This is a genomic window from Bradyrhizobium sp. CB2312, from assembly GCF_029714425.1.
Classification (GTDB): domain Bacteria; phylum Pseudomonadota; class Alphaproteobacteria; order Rhizobiales; family Xanthobacteraceae; genus Bradyrhizobium.
Genome location: NZ_CP121668.1, coordinates 2,039,271 through 2,055,312, shown reverse-complemented (window position 1 = coordinate 2,055,312; position 16,042 = coordinate 2,039,271). Strand labels below are relative to the sequence as shown.

20 protein-coding genes are annotated in these 16,042 nt (G+C 64.5%); 4 read left to right on the top strand and 16 right to left on the bottom strand.

The window, feature by feature from the left end; genetic code table 11:
• Positions 1-201: 201 nt before the first annotated feature.
• From fliP to motA, 16 genes are all read right to left on the bottom strand, one after another.
• Positions 202-942 (bottom strand): flagellar type III secretion system pore protein FliP, encoded by a 741-nt coding sequence (fliP, locus tag QA642_RS09780; RefSeq protein ID WP_283084462.1) that lies wholly within the window; start codon positions 940-942, stop codon positions 202-204.
• Positions 939-1,382 carry a flagellar basal body-associated FliL family protein gene (locus QA642_RS09775; protein WP_283084461.1) on the bottom strand — a complete coding sequence of 148 codons (444 nt, stop codon included), beginning with the start codon at positions 1,380-1,382 and terminating at the stop codon, positions 939-941. Before QA642_RS09775 ends, fliP begins: the two co-directional genes overlap by 4 nt.
• Positions 1,383-1,424: 42 nt before the next feature.
• On the bottom strand, positions 1,425-2,132 hold the full coding sequence (gene flgH / locus QA642_RS09770; protein WP_283084460.1) for a flagellar basal body L-ring protein FlgH: 708 nt from the start codon (positions 2,130-2,132) through the stop codon (positions 1,425-1,427).
• Complete coding sequence (locus QA642_RS09765; protein ID WP_283084459.1) at positions 2,133-2,909, bottom strand: MotE family protein; 777 nt, start codon at positions 2,907-2,909, stop codon at positions 2,133-2,135.
• A gap of 67 nt (positions 2,910-2,976) precedes the next feature.
• Positions 2,977-4,107, bottom strand: a complete 1,131-nt coding sequence (flgI, locus tag QA642_RS09760) for a flagellar basal body P-ring protein FlgI (RefSeq protein WP_283084458.1) — start codon at positions 4,105-4,107, stop codon at positions 2,977-2,979.
• Positions 4,104-4,580 (bottom strand): flagellar basal body P-ring formation chaperone FlgA, encoded by a 477-nt coding sequence (gene flgA / locus QA642_RS09755; RefSeq protein ID WP_283084457.1) that lies wholly within the window; start codon positions 4,578-4,580, stop codon positions 4,104-4,106. Before flgA ends, flgI begins: the two co-directional genes overlap by 4 nt.
• Positions 4,581-4,593: 13 nt before the next feature.
• Positions 4,594-5,382, bottom strand: a complete 789-nt coding sequence (flgG, locus tag QA642_RS09750; RefSeq protein ID WP_283084456.1) for a flagellar basal-body rod protein FlgG — start codon at positions 5,380-5,382, stop codon at positions 4,594-4,596.
• An 18-nt stretch (positions 5,383-5,400) separates the two neighbouring features.
• Positions 5,401-5,730, bottom strand: a complete 330-nt coding sequence (locus QA642_RS09745; RefSeq protein ID WP_283084455.1) for a flagellar hook-basal body complex protein FliE — start codon at positions 5,728-5,730, stop codon at positions 5,401-5,403.
• Positions 5,731-5,732: 2 nt separating this feature from the next.
• Positions 5,733-6,149: a flagellar basal body rod protein FlgC gene (gene flgC / locus QA642_RS09740; RefSeq protein ID WP_212348702.1), complete on the bottom strand. Its 417-nt coding sequence runs from the start codon at positions 6,147-6,149 to the stop codon at positions 5,733-5,735.
• A gap of 11 nt (positions 6,150-6,160) precedes the next feature.
• A complete protein-coding gene (flgB, locus tag QA642_RS09735; protein ID WP_283084454.1) occupies positions 6,161-6,562 on the bottom strand; it encodes a flagellar basal body rod protein FlgB in 402 nt (133 codons plus the stop codon).
• Positions 6,563-6,626: 64 nt separating this feature from the next.
• The gene (gene flhB, locus QA642_RS09730) at positions 6,627-7,712 is read right to left on the bottom strand and encodes a flagellar biosynthesis protein FlhB (RefSeq protein WP_283084453.1); all 1,086 of its coding nucleotides are present in this window, start codon (positions 7,710-7,712) and stop codon (positions 6,627-6,629) included.
• Positions 7,713-7,725: 13 nt separating this feature from the next.
• Entirely contained in the window at positions 7,726-8,760 is a 1,035-nt protein-coding gene (locus QA642_RS09725; RefSeq protein ID WP_283084452.1) for a flagellar motor switch protein FliG, read from the bottom strand.
• A gap of 2 nt (positions 8,761-8,762) precedes the next feature.
• Positions 8,763-9,137, bottom strand: coding sequence for a flagellar motor switch protein FliN (fliN, locus tag QA642_RS09720; protein WP_283084451.1), 375 nt, complete (start codon positions 9,135-9,137; stop codon positions 8,763-8,765).
• A gap of 76 nt (positions 9,138-9,213) precedes the next feature.
• On the bottom strand, positions 9,214-9,522 hold the full coding sequence (locus tag QA642_RS09715) for a hypothetical protein (RefSeq protein ID WP_027565133.1): 309 nt from the start codon (positions 9,520-9,522) through the stop codon (positions 9,214-9,216).
• Complete coding sequence (locus tag QA642_RS09710) at positions 9,503-10,444, bottom strand: FliM/FliN family flagellar motor switch protein (protein WP_283084450.1); 942 nt, start codon at positions 10,442-10,444, stop codon at positions 9,503-9,505. The genes QA642_RS09715 and QA642_RS09710 overlap by 20 nt, the downstream gene beginning before the upstream one ends.
• Positions 10,441-11,337 carry a flagellar motor stator protein MotA gene (gene motA, locus QA642_RS09705; protein WP_283084449.1) on the bottom strand — a complete coding sequence of 299 codons (897 nt, stop codon included), beginning with the start codon at positions 11,335-11,337 and terminating at the stop codon, positions 10,441-10,443. The genes QA642_RS09710 and motA overlap by 4 nt, the downstream gene beginning before the upstream one ends.
• 142 nt (positions 11,338-11,479) lie before the next feature.
• Here motA and QA642_RS09700 point away from each other — a divergent pair, with 142 nt between their 5' ends.
• From QA642_RS09700 to QA642_RS09685, 4 genes are all read left to right on the top strand, one after another.
• Positions 11,480-12,268 carry a DUF1217 domain-containing protein gene (locus QA642_RS09700; RefSeq protein ID WP_283084448.1) on the top strand — a complete coding sequence of 263 codons (789 nt, stop codon included), beginning with the start codon at positions 11,480-11,482 and terminating at the stop codon, positions 12,266-12,268.
• Between the two features lie 3 nt (positions 12,269-12,271).
• On the top strand, positions 12,272-13,000 hold the full coding sequence (flgF, locus tag QA642_RS09695) for a flagellar basal-body rod protein FlgF (RefSeq protein ID WP_283084447.1): 729 nt from the start codon (positions 12,272-12,274) through the stop codon (positions 12,998-13,000).
• 48 nt (positions 13,001-13,048) lie between these two features.
• Complete coding sequence (gene fliI / locus QA642_RS09690) at positions 13,049-14,374, top strand: flagellar protein export ATPase FliI (protein WP_283084446.1); 1,326 nt, start codon at positions 13,049-13,051, stop codon at positions 14,372-14,374.
• 944 nt (positions 14,375-15,318) lie between these two features.
• Positions 15,319-15,963 (top strand): MarR family transcriptional regulator, encoded by a 645-nt coding sequence (locus tag QA642_RS09685; protein ID WP_283084445.1) that lies wholly within the window; start codon positions 15,319-15,321, stop codon positions 15,961-15,963.
• Positions 15,964-16,042: the final 79 nt, after the last annotated feature.

Sequence of the window (16,042 nt, the reverse complement as noted above, 5' to 3'; positions counted from 1 at the left end):
ACGGAGGGGCGGCATCATGCCTTTGGACTGAAGTGGGTGGGGTCCAACCCGCCGTGCCGCATTGCTAGCACGCCGAATCTTGCGCGCAGCTTAAGATCGGCTTGAATTTCTCAGCAAAATCATATGGTTAACATTACCCACCGCTAACCATGATGCGGTACTTCTCGCTAACCATAACCGGCCGCGCGGGCGGTCGCCGCCTTACGAGAACGACCGCACCAGGCCCGAGGCGAGCAGATTCCAGCCGTCGATCAGCACGAAGAACAGCATCTTGAACGGCAGCGCGAGGATCGTCGGCGGCAACATCATCATGCCCATCGACATCGTCAGCGTCGCCACGATCATGTCGATGACCAGGAACGGCAGCATGATCAGGAATCCGATCTCGAACGAGCGCCTGAGTTCGGAAATCATGAAGGCCGGAATGATGACGCGCAGATCGATGCGCTTGTCGTCGAACTTCTTGCGAAAACTCTCGGCGGCGAGCGCCTCGAAGGTCTGGAGATCCTTGTCGCGGACATGCGCCAGCATGAACTCGCGGAACGGATCGGTGATCTTCAGATAGGCCTCTTCCTCCGAGATCTCGTTCTTCATGAGCGGCTGGACGCCGGTCTCCCAGGCGCGGTCGAAGGTCGGCGCCATCACGTAGAACGTCATGAACAGCGCGAGGCTGATCAGCACCAGATTGGCCGGCGTGGTCTGAAGGCCGAGACCGGAGCGCAGGAACGACAGCGCCACCGCAAACCGCGTGAAGCTCGTCACCATGATCAGCAGTCCCGGCGCCACCGACAGCACCGTGATCAGCGCCATCAGCTGGATGATCCGGCCGCTGGTCGAGCCGTTGCCGGGCGGCAGCAGCGAGTTGAGGTCCGGAATCTGGGCGAACGCCACCTCGGGCAGGACGACCAGGACCAGCGCGAGCAGCAGGACTCTCAATTTCACTGAATCACCAACGTCTCAATGATCAATTCGCGGACCTTGCCCGACGAGCGAATGTTGGCGCGCTCGGTCAGGTCGTCGCGCAAATGCTGGAGCCCGCGGGATCCCTCGAACTGGCCGACCGACGCCGACCGCAGATAGGTCACGATGTCCTCGCTGATATGGGCCGCCAGGATGCCGGCATCCTCGTCGCTCATGCTATCGGTCACCATGGAGGCTTCGATACGCGCCCAGTTGTTGGACGGTGCGCCGAGATTGGTCACGATCGGGGACAGTTTCCTGAGCCGCGCGCTACCGGCGTAACTCGTGGCAAGAGGCGGCGGCGCGGCGGTCTTCTTCGCGTCGGCGACGCGCTCCGCGGCCGCAAATAGATGCAGCCCGGCGATCGCGCCCGCGCCGATCGCGATCAGGGTCAGCACCACAATGGCCGCGATCAGGCGCATCACGTCCCCAGCCCTCGCGACGCGGCCCGGCCGCCGCTATTCTCAGAATGGTGCCACGGCGTCATAGATCCGATGTCCCCATCCGGGTTGCTGCACGTCAGACAGATTTCCGCGGCCGCCGTAGGAGACGCGCGCCTCCGCGATCTTCTCGTAGGAGATCGTGTTGGTACGCGAGATATCGCGCGGGCGCACGATGCCGCCGACGTTGAGCACGCGCATCTCGGTGTTGACGCGGAATTCCTGCGAGCCGCTGATCATCATATTGCCGTTCGGCAACACGTCGGTGACGACGGCCGCGATCGACAGCTTGATGTCCTCGGTGCGATCGATCTGGCCATTGCCCTTGATCTGGGTGTTGGTCGAGAGGTTGGCGTTGGCCTGGCCCTTGTCCTTCCATCCGGCAACGTCCATCAGCCAGTCCAGCCCGAACTTGACCTGCGAATCGCGCGAGCGGTCGGTCTTGTTGTCGAGCTTGGCCTTGTCCTGCATCGAGATGATCACCGTCACGACGTCGCCGGTGCGGCGGGCGCGGGGATCGCGGTAGAGATCGGTGCCGTCGTCCCAGGTCGAGCGATAGCTGACGGGCGTGTGAACGCGAGGCGTCACCGGGATCGGTTCGGCCTGCGTCCTGAGGCCGCTGCCGACCGGCGACAATCGCGGACCGGTCAGCACCTCCGCTGGATCATTGAAGCATCCGGCGAGGAGCACCGACGACAGCAGGAGCGACAGGATGAGGATCGGCTTCTTCATCTATTTGGTCTTTCCGTCATCCACGCGGCGCATTCCGCCGAGCAGGTCGGCAAGGTGCGCCGCGCGCGCCGTATCCATCTCGTTGAAGATTGCGCTCGATGTCCTCGGGTTGAGTTTGGCGAGCACGGCGGCGGCGGTCTCGTCCGCCATGCCGGCGATCTGGGTGGCTGCGGCGTCCGGTTTCATGCGCGAGTAGATCTCGACGACCTGCGCTTCGGCCTTCTTCAGGAAGTCGTCGCGCAGCGCCATCCACTTCTCGTATTCGGCGCGCTTGGCCTCGACCTCGGCGATCCGCTCGCGGAGCTGGGCCTCGGCCTTTTCCAGCTCCTTGAGCTGCCAGGCCAGCCGCGCATCGACGGCGGGATCGGCAACGTTGCTGCAGAACAGCGCGACCTCGTTGTCCGCGGGCACGGCGGCCTGCGCCGGCGCAGGCTTCGGCGGTGCCGTGACGCTGCCGGGCTTGGCGGGACGTATCGGCGCGGCTGCGGGCGCCGGCGTCGGTGCAGGCGTCGCAGGGGCCGGCACCGCACCGGTGACCGCGGGACCTTGGTCTTCGGCCGCCCACGCCGTCGCGCGGATCGACGCATTGTCGCCCGATATCGGCGCCGCCGATGCAGACGGCTTCTGCGCTCCCACCGCGCGGCCGCGCGCGAACGAGAGCAGGTTGAGCGGCTTCGTCGGCTTGCCCTCGTCCAGCGCCAGCACGGGCGATCCGCCCGCAAACGCGAACGCCGCGACCAGGACGAGGAGTTTGGCTTTGTGATCCAGCTTCAGCATCGGGTCGCGTGCGATTCTCGGTCGAGACCTGAGCATTGAGCGACCAAGCTTGCACGACGCTTGTGCATCATTGCACGATGACGTCGGCCTGGAGCGCACCGGCGGTCTTGATGGCCTGGAGGATCGCGATGATGCCCGACGGCTTCAGGCCGATCTGGTTCAGGCCGCGCACGAGGCGCTGGAGATCGACGCCGCTGAGGATCGCCACCTGCGATCCGGCTTCGTTGGCCTCGACGATGGTCTGGGGCACGACGACCGTCTGCCCCTGAGAGAACGGCGCGGGCTGCGACACCACCGGAAGCTCAGTGACACGAACCGTCAGATTGCCGTGCGTCACGGCGACGGTCGAGATGCGAACGTCGCGTCCGATCACCACCGTTCCGGTACGCTCGTTGATCACCACCCGCGCCGGGGTATCAGGCTCGACCGTCAGCTCGCCGACTTCCGCGAGAAAGCGGACCGGCCCGACGTAGCGCGGCTTCGACAGCACGATCGTGCGGTAGTCGCGCTCGAAGGCGATCTGCGCCCGATAGCGGCCGCCGGCGTAGCGGTTGATGGCGTCGAGGATGCGCGTCGCGGTGACGAAATCGGGATTCTTGAGCTCCAGAACCAGGAACTCCATCTCGTGGAGACTTCCCTGCACCGCGCGCTCGACCAGCGCGCCGTTCGGAATGCGTCCCGCGGTCGGCGTGCCCTGGCTGACGTTCTGCGCCTGGCCTCCGACGCTGTAGCCGGCGACCGTGACCGCTCCTTGCGCCACGGCATAGACCGCACCGTCGGCCGCACGCAGCGACGTCATCACCAGCGTGCCGCCGAGCAGCGAGGTCGCATCGCCGAGCGAGGACACCGTCACGTCCATGCGCTCGCCGGGCCCGATCGAGGGCGGCAGATCGGCGGTCACCATCACGGCCGCGACGTTGCGCGTGCGCAGCGTGGTCGGACGCGGCGGATTGTTGGTGCTCGTTGTTTCGTTCCTGACGTTGATGCCCATGTTCTCGAGCATCGATTGCAGGGACTGTTCCGTGAATGGCGCGTTGCGGAGCGTGTCGCCGGTGCCGTTCAGGCCGATGACGAGGCCGTAGCCGACGATCTGATTCTCGCGCAGCCCCTTGATGTCCGCGATGTCCTTGATGCGGACGGCGGCCTGGGCGCTGGCGGCGGAGAGCAGGAGGACGAGCGCGAGCAGGAACCTGGTCATGACCCGTCCACGACCTTGACGGTGCCGTCCGGCTGGACGATGCCCCTGATGATCACGCCGGTATCGGTGTTGCGCACCGGGATCAGCGCGCCAGGCGCGCCCTGCTGCATCGCCGAGCCGTAAGTGACGATCGACAGGCCGCTGTCCTCGACCACGACCTTGACCATGGCGCCGCGTGCGACGGTCCAGGGCTCTTCCACCGAATTGGTCGGGATCGGCTGGCCCGGCAGCAAGTTGCGCCGCGCCATCCGGCCGACCAGGACCTGGCGTCCTTCGATGAACATGGCAACGCCGAGCACGTTCGGCGCGAAGACGCGCTCCGTGATCATGTCGTCCCGGATCAGCTCGCCGGCGCGGATCGACACGGCCGGCACGGGAAGCCGCTTCTCCTCGGCCACGGCGATGCGCGTGGAGACGAGAACCAGCAGCACGGCGGCCAACCCGCGCACGATCAGGCCCACCCTGTTCAACATGGAAACACCGGAACTAGCGAAGGCCCTTCGATACGGTCGAGGCCATTTCATCCGAGGCCTGGATGACCTTGGCATTCATCTCGTAGGCGCGCTGCGCCGAGATCAATTCGGTGATCTCCTTGACGGGATCGACATTCGAGGCTTCGAGATATTGCTGGTTGATCTTGCCGTAGCCGGAATCGCCCGGCAGACCGACGACGGGCGTACCTGATGCCGTCGTCTCCCGATACAGATTGCCGCCGAGCGGCTCGAGGCCCGCTTCGTTAGCGAAATTGGCGAGGTTGAGCTGGCCGATCTGCCGCGGGTTGATTTCGGTATCGAGCTTGGCAAACACCTGTCCGGTCTGGTTGACCGTGACCTGCACCGTTCCCTGCGGCACCGTGATCGCGGGGTCGAGCAGGTAGCCGTCGATGGTGACGAGCTGGCCGTTGGCATTGGTGTTGAACGAGCCCGCGCGGGTGTATTGCACCTCGTTGTTGGGACCGAGCACCTGAAACCAGCCGCGGCCGTTGATGGCGAGGTCATAGGGGTTGCCGGTCTGCGTCAGCGCGCCCTGGATGTGCAGCTTGCGGATCGCCGCCGACTTGACGCCGAGGCCGAGATTGGCGCCTTCCGGGATCGGCGAGGAGCCGTTGACGTTCGCGACGCCCTGCATGCGGTCCATCTGATAGAACAGATCGGTGAATTCCGCGCGCGCCCGCTTGTACGAGGTCGAGTTGATGTTGGCGATGTTGTTCGCGATGACTTCGATGTTGGTCTGCTGGGCGTTCATGCCCGTGGCCGCAATGGCGAGCGATTTCACGATCGTCACTCCCTCAGATCAAATCGACATCCGAACGACTTCTTGGTAGGCCTGCACGACCTTGTCGCGGACTGCGACCGCCGTCTGCATAGCCTGCTCGGCCGACATCAGCGCCTCGACGACCTTCCGCGTCGACTCCTTGCCCTGCATCGCCGAGATCGACGCCGCCTCGCCCGCCTTCAGCGTGCCGATCGCGTCCGTCGTCACCTGCTTCATCACCGACTCGAAGCCGAGATCGTCGCCTGCCTTGACCGCAGTCGGCGCCGCCGGCGCGATAGCCTGGGTCTCGGTCGCGCGGGACGCGGCCTGCCCAGCGGAGATCGCGGTGGATGAAATCGCTTCAAGCATTGTCAGCTCCTCAGAAGGTCGATGGTCATGCCGAGCATCGAGCGCACCTGCTTCACGACCTGGAGATTGGCTTCATACGACCGGTTGACTTCGCGCATGTCCGCCATCTCGATCATCATGTTGACGTTCGGCAGCTTGACGTAGCCGGCCTTGTCGGCGGCGGGATGGCCCGGATCGTACTCGACGCGATAAGGCGTGGTGTCGACGCCGATCTCCTTGACCTTCGCGAGCTGGGCGCCGGAGGCACGGTCCATCGCGGCATCGAAGGTGATGGTCTTGCGCTGATACGGATCGGCGCCGGCCGTGCGGCCGGTCGACGTGGCGTTGGCGAGGTTTTCCGAGACGATGCGCATGCGCGTCGACTGCGCTTCGAGCCCGGAGCTCGCGACCGTCAGAGAAGCACTCAGTGCGTCCAGCATGTCAATTCACCTCAGGTCTTCGCGCTCGATAGCAGCATGCGGTGGAACGACCGCACGACGGCCGCGTTCATCGAGTAGTCGCGATTGACGTCGTTGCCCTTGATCATTTCCTGCTCGACGCTGACCGAGTTGCCGGAGTGGACCACTTCCCAGCTGTCCTTCTTGGCGGTCGCGCGCGTGTCGGTCTCGGCCGCGGACAGCTGCAAGTGCGACGGCGATGTCGTCGCAAGCCGGACCGGCATCGTGTCGAGCACCTTGTTGAAGGGCTCGACGTCGCGCGCCTTGAAGCCCGGCGTGTTCGCATTGGCGACGTTGGTCGCGATGGTCTGCTGGCGGAGTTCGAGGTAACGCGCCTGCGACGATGCGAGTTCGAAGAGATAAAGCGGTCCCACGACAGCCCCATTCTGGTCCATTCGGGAGAACCCTAGGGCGTTAAGCTTTCGTCAAGCTGTTGCGCGAAGCGCCATCCCAGGAAATCTACTGGACCTTCTCGGGCCGCGGCGCCTGCTTCGACTGCAGGAAGTAGATGATCTCGGCGACGGGCCGGAAGAATTCGGCCGGAATCACCTGATCGACCTGAACCGCCTCGTAGAGCGCGCGCGCCAGAGCCTTGTTCTCGATCACCGGAATCCGGTTCTGCTCGGCGACTTCGCGGATCTTCAGCGCGATCACGTCCATGCCCTTGGCGACGACCAGCGGCGCCGCGTTCTCCTCGCGCTTGTAGCGCAGCGCGATCGCAAAGTGCGTCGGGTTCGCGATCACGAGCGTCGCGCGCGCCGCCGAGGCGATCATCCGCTGCCGCGAGCGGTCACGCGCCAGCGAGCGCAGGCGGGCCTTGATCAGCGGATCACCCTCGGCCTGCTTGTGTTCGTCCTTGATCTCCTGCTTGGTCATGCGCAGCTCGCGCCGCCAATGGAAGCGCGCCCAGGCGAGATCGATCGCGACCAGGACGATGGTGGCGATGCAGATCGCCGAGACGATCCGCATCGCGATGCTGAGGATCATCTCCGGCAGCGCGACCGGATCGGTGTACATCGCCTCGAAGGCTTTCGCCTCGGACGAGCGCAGCACGAAGGCGACGACGGCGGTCACCGAGGCGAGCTTGAACATCGACTTGGCGAACTCGACGAGGCCTTGCGTTCCGAACAGCCGCTTCCAGCCGCTGAGCGGAGAAATTCGCGAAAAGTCCGGCATGATGCGCTGGAGAACCAGGTTGGGCGCATTCTGCAGCAGCGAGGCCGCCAGCCCGAACACGGCGAGGATGACGAGCAGCGGCGTCAGAAACCGCAGCGCCTCGAGCCCCACGACCGTGAGGAGGTTCTGCGCATCTGCCGCCGTGCCGAGCGGGAATCCGTCGGGGTCGTCGAGAAGACCCTTCAAGGTCAGCGTTATTTGCTGCACGCCCCGACCGATCAGGAACGTCAGGATCACCATCAGCGCGGCCATCAAGGCGAAGATGGGCGCCTCCCGAGAGACCGGAATGTTGCCCTGTTCGAGCGCATCGCGGACTTTCTTCTCGGTCGGCTCTTCTGTCTTGCTGTCCTGATCGGATGTTTCTGCCATGCCCGTTCAGCGGTCAGCGGAAGACCAGCTCATCCTCCTGGTCGGGGTTGAGCTCGATCTCACCCTTCTCCGCGAGGGCGAGCGCGAGGTCGGTGATGACGCGGCGCGCCTCCAGCACGTCGCGCTGGTTCGACGGCTCGCCGATGGCAAGTTCGCTCTCGACGACACGGCGAACGCGCGAGGCAACCGCGGACAGGATGGTTTCGCGGAAACGCTTGTCGGTGCCCTTCAGTGCGACGACGATGCGGTCGGTCGGCACCTGGTCGAAGATCATGGTGCGCGCCTTCGGGGCCAGATTGATGACGTCGTCGAAGGTGAACAGCAGCTCCTTCAGCACTTCGGCCGACTTCGGCCGCTTCTCCGACAGGCTCTTCAGCATGTCCTCGATGTGGCCGCGCTCCATCTTGTTGATGATGTCGGCGACGCGGGCATAGGTGTCCGCGCCGAGGTTGCGGGCGAAGTTGAGCGTCAGATCCTCGTGCAGCGTCTTCTCGAGGACCTTCATCGCGTCGTCGACGATCGGCTTGAGGCTGAGCACGCGCCGCATCAATTCGTTGCGCAGGCTCGACGGCAGCTGGCTCATCACCTTGGCAGCGCAGGACGGCTTGACCTTGGACAGGATCAGCGCCGCGGTCTGCGGATGCTCCTTGGAGAGGTAGGTTGCCAGCGAATTTTCCGACACCGACGACACGCGGTCCCACACCGAGCGGCTCGAATTGCCGAGCAGGTCCGACATGATCGCCGTGACCTGGTCGGCCGGAAGCACGTCACCGAGCACGGCCTCGAGCCCGCCGAGCGTGCCGAGGATGTTGGCGCCCATCGAGAACTGCTGGGCGAATTCCTCGACGATCCCCTCGAGTTCCTGCGCGGTGATCGGCCGCAACTCGGCCGCCGCCTTGGTGACGATGCGGATATCCTGGGGCTCGAACTGCGCGAGCACGCTCGCGGCCGCCTGCCGGCCCATGGCCAGCAGGAGCGCCGCGACCTTTTCCGTTCCACCCAGCGTGGCAACGCCTCGCTGCTTGATGGGAGCGACCTGTGCCGCCATGGTCAGGTATCACCCTGCCCCAGCGGTCCGACGATCTCCGTGAGCGAGACGCCGAAGCGGGAGTTGTCCTCTTCGACGACGACCACCTCGCCGCGGGCGACGATGCGGCCGTTGACGACGACGTCGACGGGCTCGCCGACCCGGTGGTCGAGCGGGACCACCGCGCCGCGGCCGAGCTTCATCAGGTTCGCAACCGGAATGGTCGCCGAGCCGAGCACCACCTGCATGGTGACGGGAATCCGCATGATGGCATCGACGTTGGCGAACTTGCCGGTCTCCTCGGCCGTGCGCGCGGCAATCTCGGCCAGCCGCTCCAGCGGAGACGCCTCGGTCTCTTCCGATGCAGATGCAGACTCATAGTCGAAGGATTGCGCCATGTGGTATCGCCTCTTGGTAGTTCCGCCCCCGCAGCGCCGCGACGCTCCGGTCGTATGTGTTCAGCCTGCTCCGGCTTCAATGCTTGTTCACGTCGGCGCCGCCTGTGGCGGACGCGAGCCCGCTCCTCGCATCGAGTGCCGCAATCGCCTCGTGAGCCTGATCGATCTTCGTGCTCAGCACGTTGGCGAGCCGTCCGAGATTCGCGGTGGAATCGTGCGCAGCGGTGATGACGGTGTCGAAGGCGCCTGCCGTCTCGTGGACGATGGTCGAGAACTCGCCCTGGTAGCTGCGCAAGCGCGCGAGCTCGCGGTGCATCCGGGTCACCCGCATGCTGGTGAAGGCGAGCGCAATCAAGAGCACGGCATCAACGAGATAGGATATCATCGACGAACTCCCGTTTCTGATCGACGGGATCTGCCACCTGCATGGCATAATAGCCATCGAGCTGGCCGATCTGACACCAGAACAGCACTTGGTTGTTGCTTTCGAGACGGGCCAGCGTGCGCGGCGTGGCTTCGAGCTCGAGCACCTGGCCGACGTGGAACTTCACGACATCGTCGAGGGTTATCATCTTCTCGTCGAGCACGGCAGTCAACGTCACTTCGGTCTTGTTGACCTCGCTCTCCATCTGCTCGCGCCAACGCGGATCGGACGCCCTGCCGTCGCTGACGACGACATGTGCGAGCTTCTGGCGCAGCGGGTTGAGCGCAGAGTGCGGAATGATCAGGAACATCTGGCCGCCGCGATAGAGCGCCTGCACCATCATGTTCGCGCAGATCGACATGTTGCTGCTGCGGCCGATCGCCAGCGACGCCATCGCCGTCTCGACCCGCTCGACGCGGAAGGTGACGTTGGACGTGCCGGCAAAGGCGCCCTGCAGCGCCTTGGCGAACCGCTCGAACAGCGCCTGGACCAGGCGGATCTCGATGTTCGAGAAAGTGCGCTCGACATCGAGCGGCGGCTCGGCCCCGTCGGAGCCGAACATCGCCTCGACCATCGTGAACACGAAGTCGCGGTCCAGCATGATGATGACGCGCGAATCCCACTGCTCGGCATAGAGCACGGCGGCGACCGCGTTGCCCTCGTAGTCCTTGATGATGTCGCCGAGGGGGTCGTTGGTGATGCCGTTGACCGAGAAATAGCACGGCGTTCCGGCCATCGGTTGCAGGCTGTCGGTGCACGATGCCGCCATGCGATCGAAGATCACATTGAGCATCGGCATGCGTTCGATCGAGATACCCGCCGCATCGAGCAGGTAGTTCGGCAGCTGCTTCCGCTGATCGACCTCGACGTCTTCCATCGTCATGCGCGGGCCGCCTTCGGTTCAGCCTCGGTCGGGACAGCCTTGGGGCCCGCGATCGTCTCGTTCTCGACGACGTCGATCGAGGGACGCTCACTGCTCGAGATCATCTTGCGGCCGTGCTCGACCGCGATCTGCGGCATGGCGCCGTTCATGAAAGCCAGCAGCGTCTGCTTGACGATGATGTAGGGCCTGCACTTCTTCTCGCGCGTCATCTTGATCTTGATCGCGAAGGGCGAAAGCACACCGTAGGAAATGAAGATGCCTGCGAAGGTACCGACCAGGGCCGCGCCGATGAAGCCGCCGAGCAGCTTCGGCGACTGGTCGAGCGCGCCCATCGCCTTGATGACGCCGAGCACCGCGGCGACGATGCCGAGCGCCGGCATCGCCTCGGACACCGTCACCAGCGCATGGTAAGGTGCCAGCTTGCCCTTCACGATGGTGTGGATCTCCTCGTCCATCAGCGCCTCGATCTCGTGCGTGCGCGCGTTACCCATGATGATGAGGCGGACATAGTCGCAGATGAACTGGAGCAGCGACGGGTCGCCGAGCACGCTGGGAAACGCCTTGAAGATCTCGGACGACGAGGGATCGTCGATATGCGCTTCCACCTCGTTGCGGCCCTTGCCCCGCAGCTCACGCATCAGGGCGTGCAGCGCCCCGAGCAGGTCGAGGTAATAGCGCTGTCCCGGCACCGCGTTGGTGATGGCCTGCATGCAGGCAACCCCGCTGTCGACGACCGTCTTCCACGGATTGGCCAGGATGAAGGTGCCGACCGCGGTGCCTATGATGATCACGAATTCCCAAGGCTGCATCAGCACGGCCAAGTGCCCGCCCATGGCGGCAAAACCGCCGAGCAGCGCCGCTACCGTGATGAAAATCCCCACGAAACTGCCCAACACGCCGCTCCATCGCCGATCCCACCGGGAATCTCTAGTCGGCGACGCTTGCGCGAAGCTGGCTTGCCGCATCGCCAGCCCCGCGCAAGCAATTGGCGGCAGCTTGGGACAGGTCGCAAAGGCGGCCAAAGGGGCGCGTGCCATGCTATCGACCATCGCGGACTACACCAGACTGACCACGGACATGAGCAAGTCGATGACGCAGGTCGCGACGCAGCCCGATGTCAGCCGCGATACCGATTACTTCCTCAGCCATATCGGCAACGTGAAGACGATCGACGACTTCCTGAACGACTACCGCCTCTATTCCTATGCGATGAAGGCCTATGGCCTTAGCGACATGACCTATGCCAAGGCGTTCATGCGCAAGGTGCTGACCGAGGGGGTCTCGGACAAGGACGCTTTCGCCAACAAGCTCTCCGACACCCGCTACCGGCAGTTCGCCACCGCCTTCAATTTCGCCGCTCTCGGCGACCAGGCGACCTCGACCACCGCGGCCACGACCGGCACGGCGACCCAATACGTCACGCAGACGCTGGAGGAGAACGCCGGCAACCAGAACGAGGGCCTGCGGCTCGCGCTCTATTTCACCCGCAAGGCCTCCACGATCACGAACGCCTACCAGATCCTCGCCGACAAGGCGCTGACCCAGGTGGTCCAGACCGCCATGGGCTGGTCGTCGACGATCAGCTCGTCCGACATCGACGCCCAGGCCAAGATGATCACGGACAAGATCGATCTCACCGAGTTCCAGGACCCGATCAAGGTCACCAAATTCGTGCAGCGCTTTGCCGCGATGTGGGATGCGACCCAGGCCCAGAGCGACAACTCCACCAACCCCGCCCTGGTACTGATCGCCGGCGCGTCGACATCGGTGAACCTCGATACCGACATGCTCACGACGCTTCAGAACATTCGATTCAACAGGTAAGTCATGCAATCGGCTCTCTATGTGGGATTGTCGGCGCAGGTCGCGCTCGAAAAGCGCCTCCAGACGATCGCCAACAACGTCGCCAACGTGAACACGTCGGCGTTCCGCACCGACGTGGTGAAGTTCGAGACGGTGCTGTCCAAGGCCGGCGCGAACCCGGTCGCCTTCTCCTCGCCCGGCGACAACATCATCTCGCGCGAGCAAGGCAGCATCACCGAAAGCGGCAACCCGCTCGACGTCGCCGTGGTCGGCCAGGGCTGGATCGCCTTCGCCGGCCCGAACGGCACGGTCTATACCCGCGACGGCCGCCTCCAGATCGCTCCCAACGGGGATCTTCAGACCGTGGCCGGCTTCCCGGTCATCGACGCCGGCGGCGCGCAGATCACGCTCGACCCGAACGGCGGACCGATCTCGGTCGCGCGCAGCGGCGCGATCACCCAGGACAACAACGAGATCGGCACCATCGGCCTGTTCAACATCCCCGCTGATGCCAATCTCGAGCGCTACGGCAATTCCGGCGTCACGCCCGACCGGCCTGCGACCGCCATCGCCGATTTCTCCCGCGACGGCTTCAAGCAGGGCTATGTCGAGGGCTCCGGCGCCAATCCGATGATGGAATTGACGAAGCTGATCGCGGCTTCGCGTGCCTTCGACGGCACCAATTCGATGATCGAGGGCACCGAGAGCTCGCTCCAGAACGCAATCCGGACGCTGGGCGAGCCGGGCAAATAGACCTGCAAGTAGTTTGCGCCGCGCGCGCATTGAGGGTGGACGGTTTCCTTGAACGCTCTTCGGCAACTCGAGTGGGCGCTGCTGGAGCTTCAGCAGAGCACTCCCCTGGCCAGCGTCAGCGGCGCGATCTCCGAGATCGCGCCGACGCATTTCCGCGTCTCCGGCCTGTCGCGTTTCGTCAGGCTCGGTGAACTCATCGGCGTCAATTCCGGCGGCAAGCCGCAGATCGGCGAGGTGGTGCGGATCGACAGCGACGGCATCATCGCAAAGCCGTTCGACCGGCAATTTGCCGGTGGCCTCGGCTCCGTCGCCTACCGGATGCCGCCATTGTCGTTCGCGCCCGATCCGAGCTGGAAGGGCCGCGTCATCAACGCGCTTGGCGCCCCGCTGGACGGACAGGGCCCGCTCACGCCGGGGTCGCGCGCCGTCTCGGCCGAGGCCGAGGCGCCGTCGGCCATGAAGCGCGCGCGCGTGCACAAGCCGCTGCGCACGGGCGTGCGCGTCATCGACCTGTTCGCCCCGATCTGCGCCGGCCAGCGCGTCGGCATCTTCGCCGGCTCCGGCGTCGGCAAGTCGACGCTGCTTGCGATGCTCGCCCGCAGCCAGGGCTTCGACACCGTCGTGCTGGCGCTCGTCGGCGAGCGTGGCCGCGAGGTGCGCGAGTTCATCGAGGACGTGCTCGGCACCAACCGCAACCGCGCCGTCACCATCGTATCGACGGGAGATGAAAGCCCGATGATGCGGCGGCTGGCGCCGAAGACGGCCATGGCCGTCGCCGAATATTTCCGCGACAAGGGCGAATCGGTGCTGCTCGTGGTCGATTCGATCACCCGTTTCGCCCACGCCGCCCGCGAGGTCGCGCTGGCCGCCGGCGAGCCCGCGGTCGCGCGCGGCTATGCACCGACTGTTTTCACCGACCTGCCCCGCCTGTTGGAGCGCGCCGGCCCCGGCGAGGAGGGATCCGGTTCGATCACTGGCATTTTCTCCGTGCTGGTCGACGGCGACGATCACAACGAGCCGATCGCCGACACCATCCGCGGCACGCTCGACGGCCACATCGTGCTTTCCAGACACATCGCCGACCAGGCGCGCTATCCGGCCGTGGACGTGCTGGCCTCGGTGTCGCGCCTCGCCCACAACGTCTGGGACCCCGAGGAGCGCGAATTGGTGAGCAAGCTGCGCACCATGATCGCCAAATACGAGGACACGCGCGACCTCCGCCTGATGGGCGGATATCAGTCGGGACGTGATTCGGGCCTTGACCAGGCCATCGACATGGTACCGAGGATCTACAGCGCCATGCGGCAAGACGCCTCGGCTCCGCCGAGCGCCGATCCGTTCCGCGAGCTCCGGGACATGCTCAGGGGTGAGTAGCGCATTTTCGGTTCTGTTTGAATCAGAACCGAAGCTCTTGTTTTGACGCATTTTCTTCACGCGAACCGGCGGCCGCTTCGCTCGAAAACGCGTTAGCAAAGGTGCGCAATTGGTGCCCGCCACTGCAGCCATGCTCATGATCTAGACAGTCGATCATGCGTGCCGCCACGCTCGCCGCGCATGTGCATGCATCATCGCCGACATTTCCGTCGCAAGCACGTCATCCATTCGGTCGAGATTCGCGTGGCCAGGTTGAAAGTGATCCAACCGGCCCCATTTTGCGGGTATTACGGCAACAACCGCTGCGTGCAAACCCTGCGAGTTCCCTTGGCGATTCTCTTGCGGATCGCACAAGTTGTGGACGGCGCGCCGATGCGGATCGTCGCCATGCACAAGCTTCGATCACGCTGCTCCGACAACAGACGGCAATAAGCGTGCAAACAAAACCATCGTATATTTGCGCGCAGGCCGCTTGTTATACTGCATATTGCGATCACCATCATGTGTCCCGAAGCGCGATGATTGTCTTGAACGTGACAATTGCTTCGAGCGACATCCAGTCTCCTTGGGTGTCTTGACTTGATTTTGTTGGGAAGCTCATTCATCGTTTCGGTGAACATAAAGAAACGTCTGCGTGTGACTTGAACTTCAGGGGCTTCGGTTGAACAACTCCGATCCATCGTCCGCCAGTGACGGCAACTCGGGCTTTCGTTCGACGACGCCACGATTGGCCTACCATCGGCGACGCCGCGTCTCGCGTCGCGGCTTGCAATCCCCGTCAGTCCAAGTCGGGTGCCGAGCAGTCCGTGCTTTCGCGCGGACGCCGGGCATGACGCGCGAGTCGGACATTGCGGGTCATACGGCCTCCCGTAAAAGATTCGTGTGCATCGGCGGAATGCGGCTCCGGGGCGCCGCAGAAGTGATTCCCGGGGCGAGGTAAATCCATGCCGTTGGCACGTGAGGCTGTCGAGCTGCTGGTTCAGGCGGCGAGAGCTTGGTATTTCGAGGGCAATCAGCACGGGTTGCGCGATCGGGAATGGATGGCGCTGCGCTTTCTTGGCCGCGCCAACAGGTTTTCGCGCACGCCCTCCGCGCTCGCCGGCTTCATCGGCGCCACCAGGGCGACTGCGTCGCAGATCGTGAAGACGCTGGAGGGCAAGTCCTATTTGGTGCGAAAGCCCTCGCACGAGGACAAGCGGTCCGTGGTGCTCCATGTCACCGCGCAGGGCGAGAAATGCCTGAACCAGCACGACCCGATCAACCATGTGGTGAACGCGGTCACGGCGCTCGGCACCGAGGAGTGCATTCGCTTGCGCGACTCGCTTCGCGAGATTCTCAATCATCTCGACGCGGCCCATCAGCGGCTCGACGCCAGCATCTGCCGCGACTGCATGTTCCTTGCCGAACGCAGCCCTGGCCATGCCGGCACCAGCAAGGGACGCGCAGCGGCCGAGTTCATGTGCCGGTTGTATCGGGCCCCGATTTCGCTCGAAGAGACAGAGCTGCTCTGCACCAGCTTCGAGCGCACCCGCGATCGCCCGAAGATCGAGGAGCATCTCGACCGTGCGCGCGTGGCGAGCCAGGGATGAGACGCGCATAGTCTTCCGGAGTGTCGCGAGCCCCACCGCGCTCGCAGTGACGGAATACGAGGCAGTAACGCAATTTTCG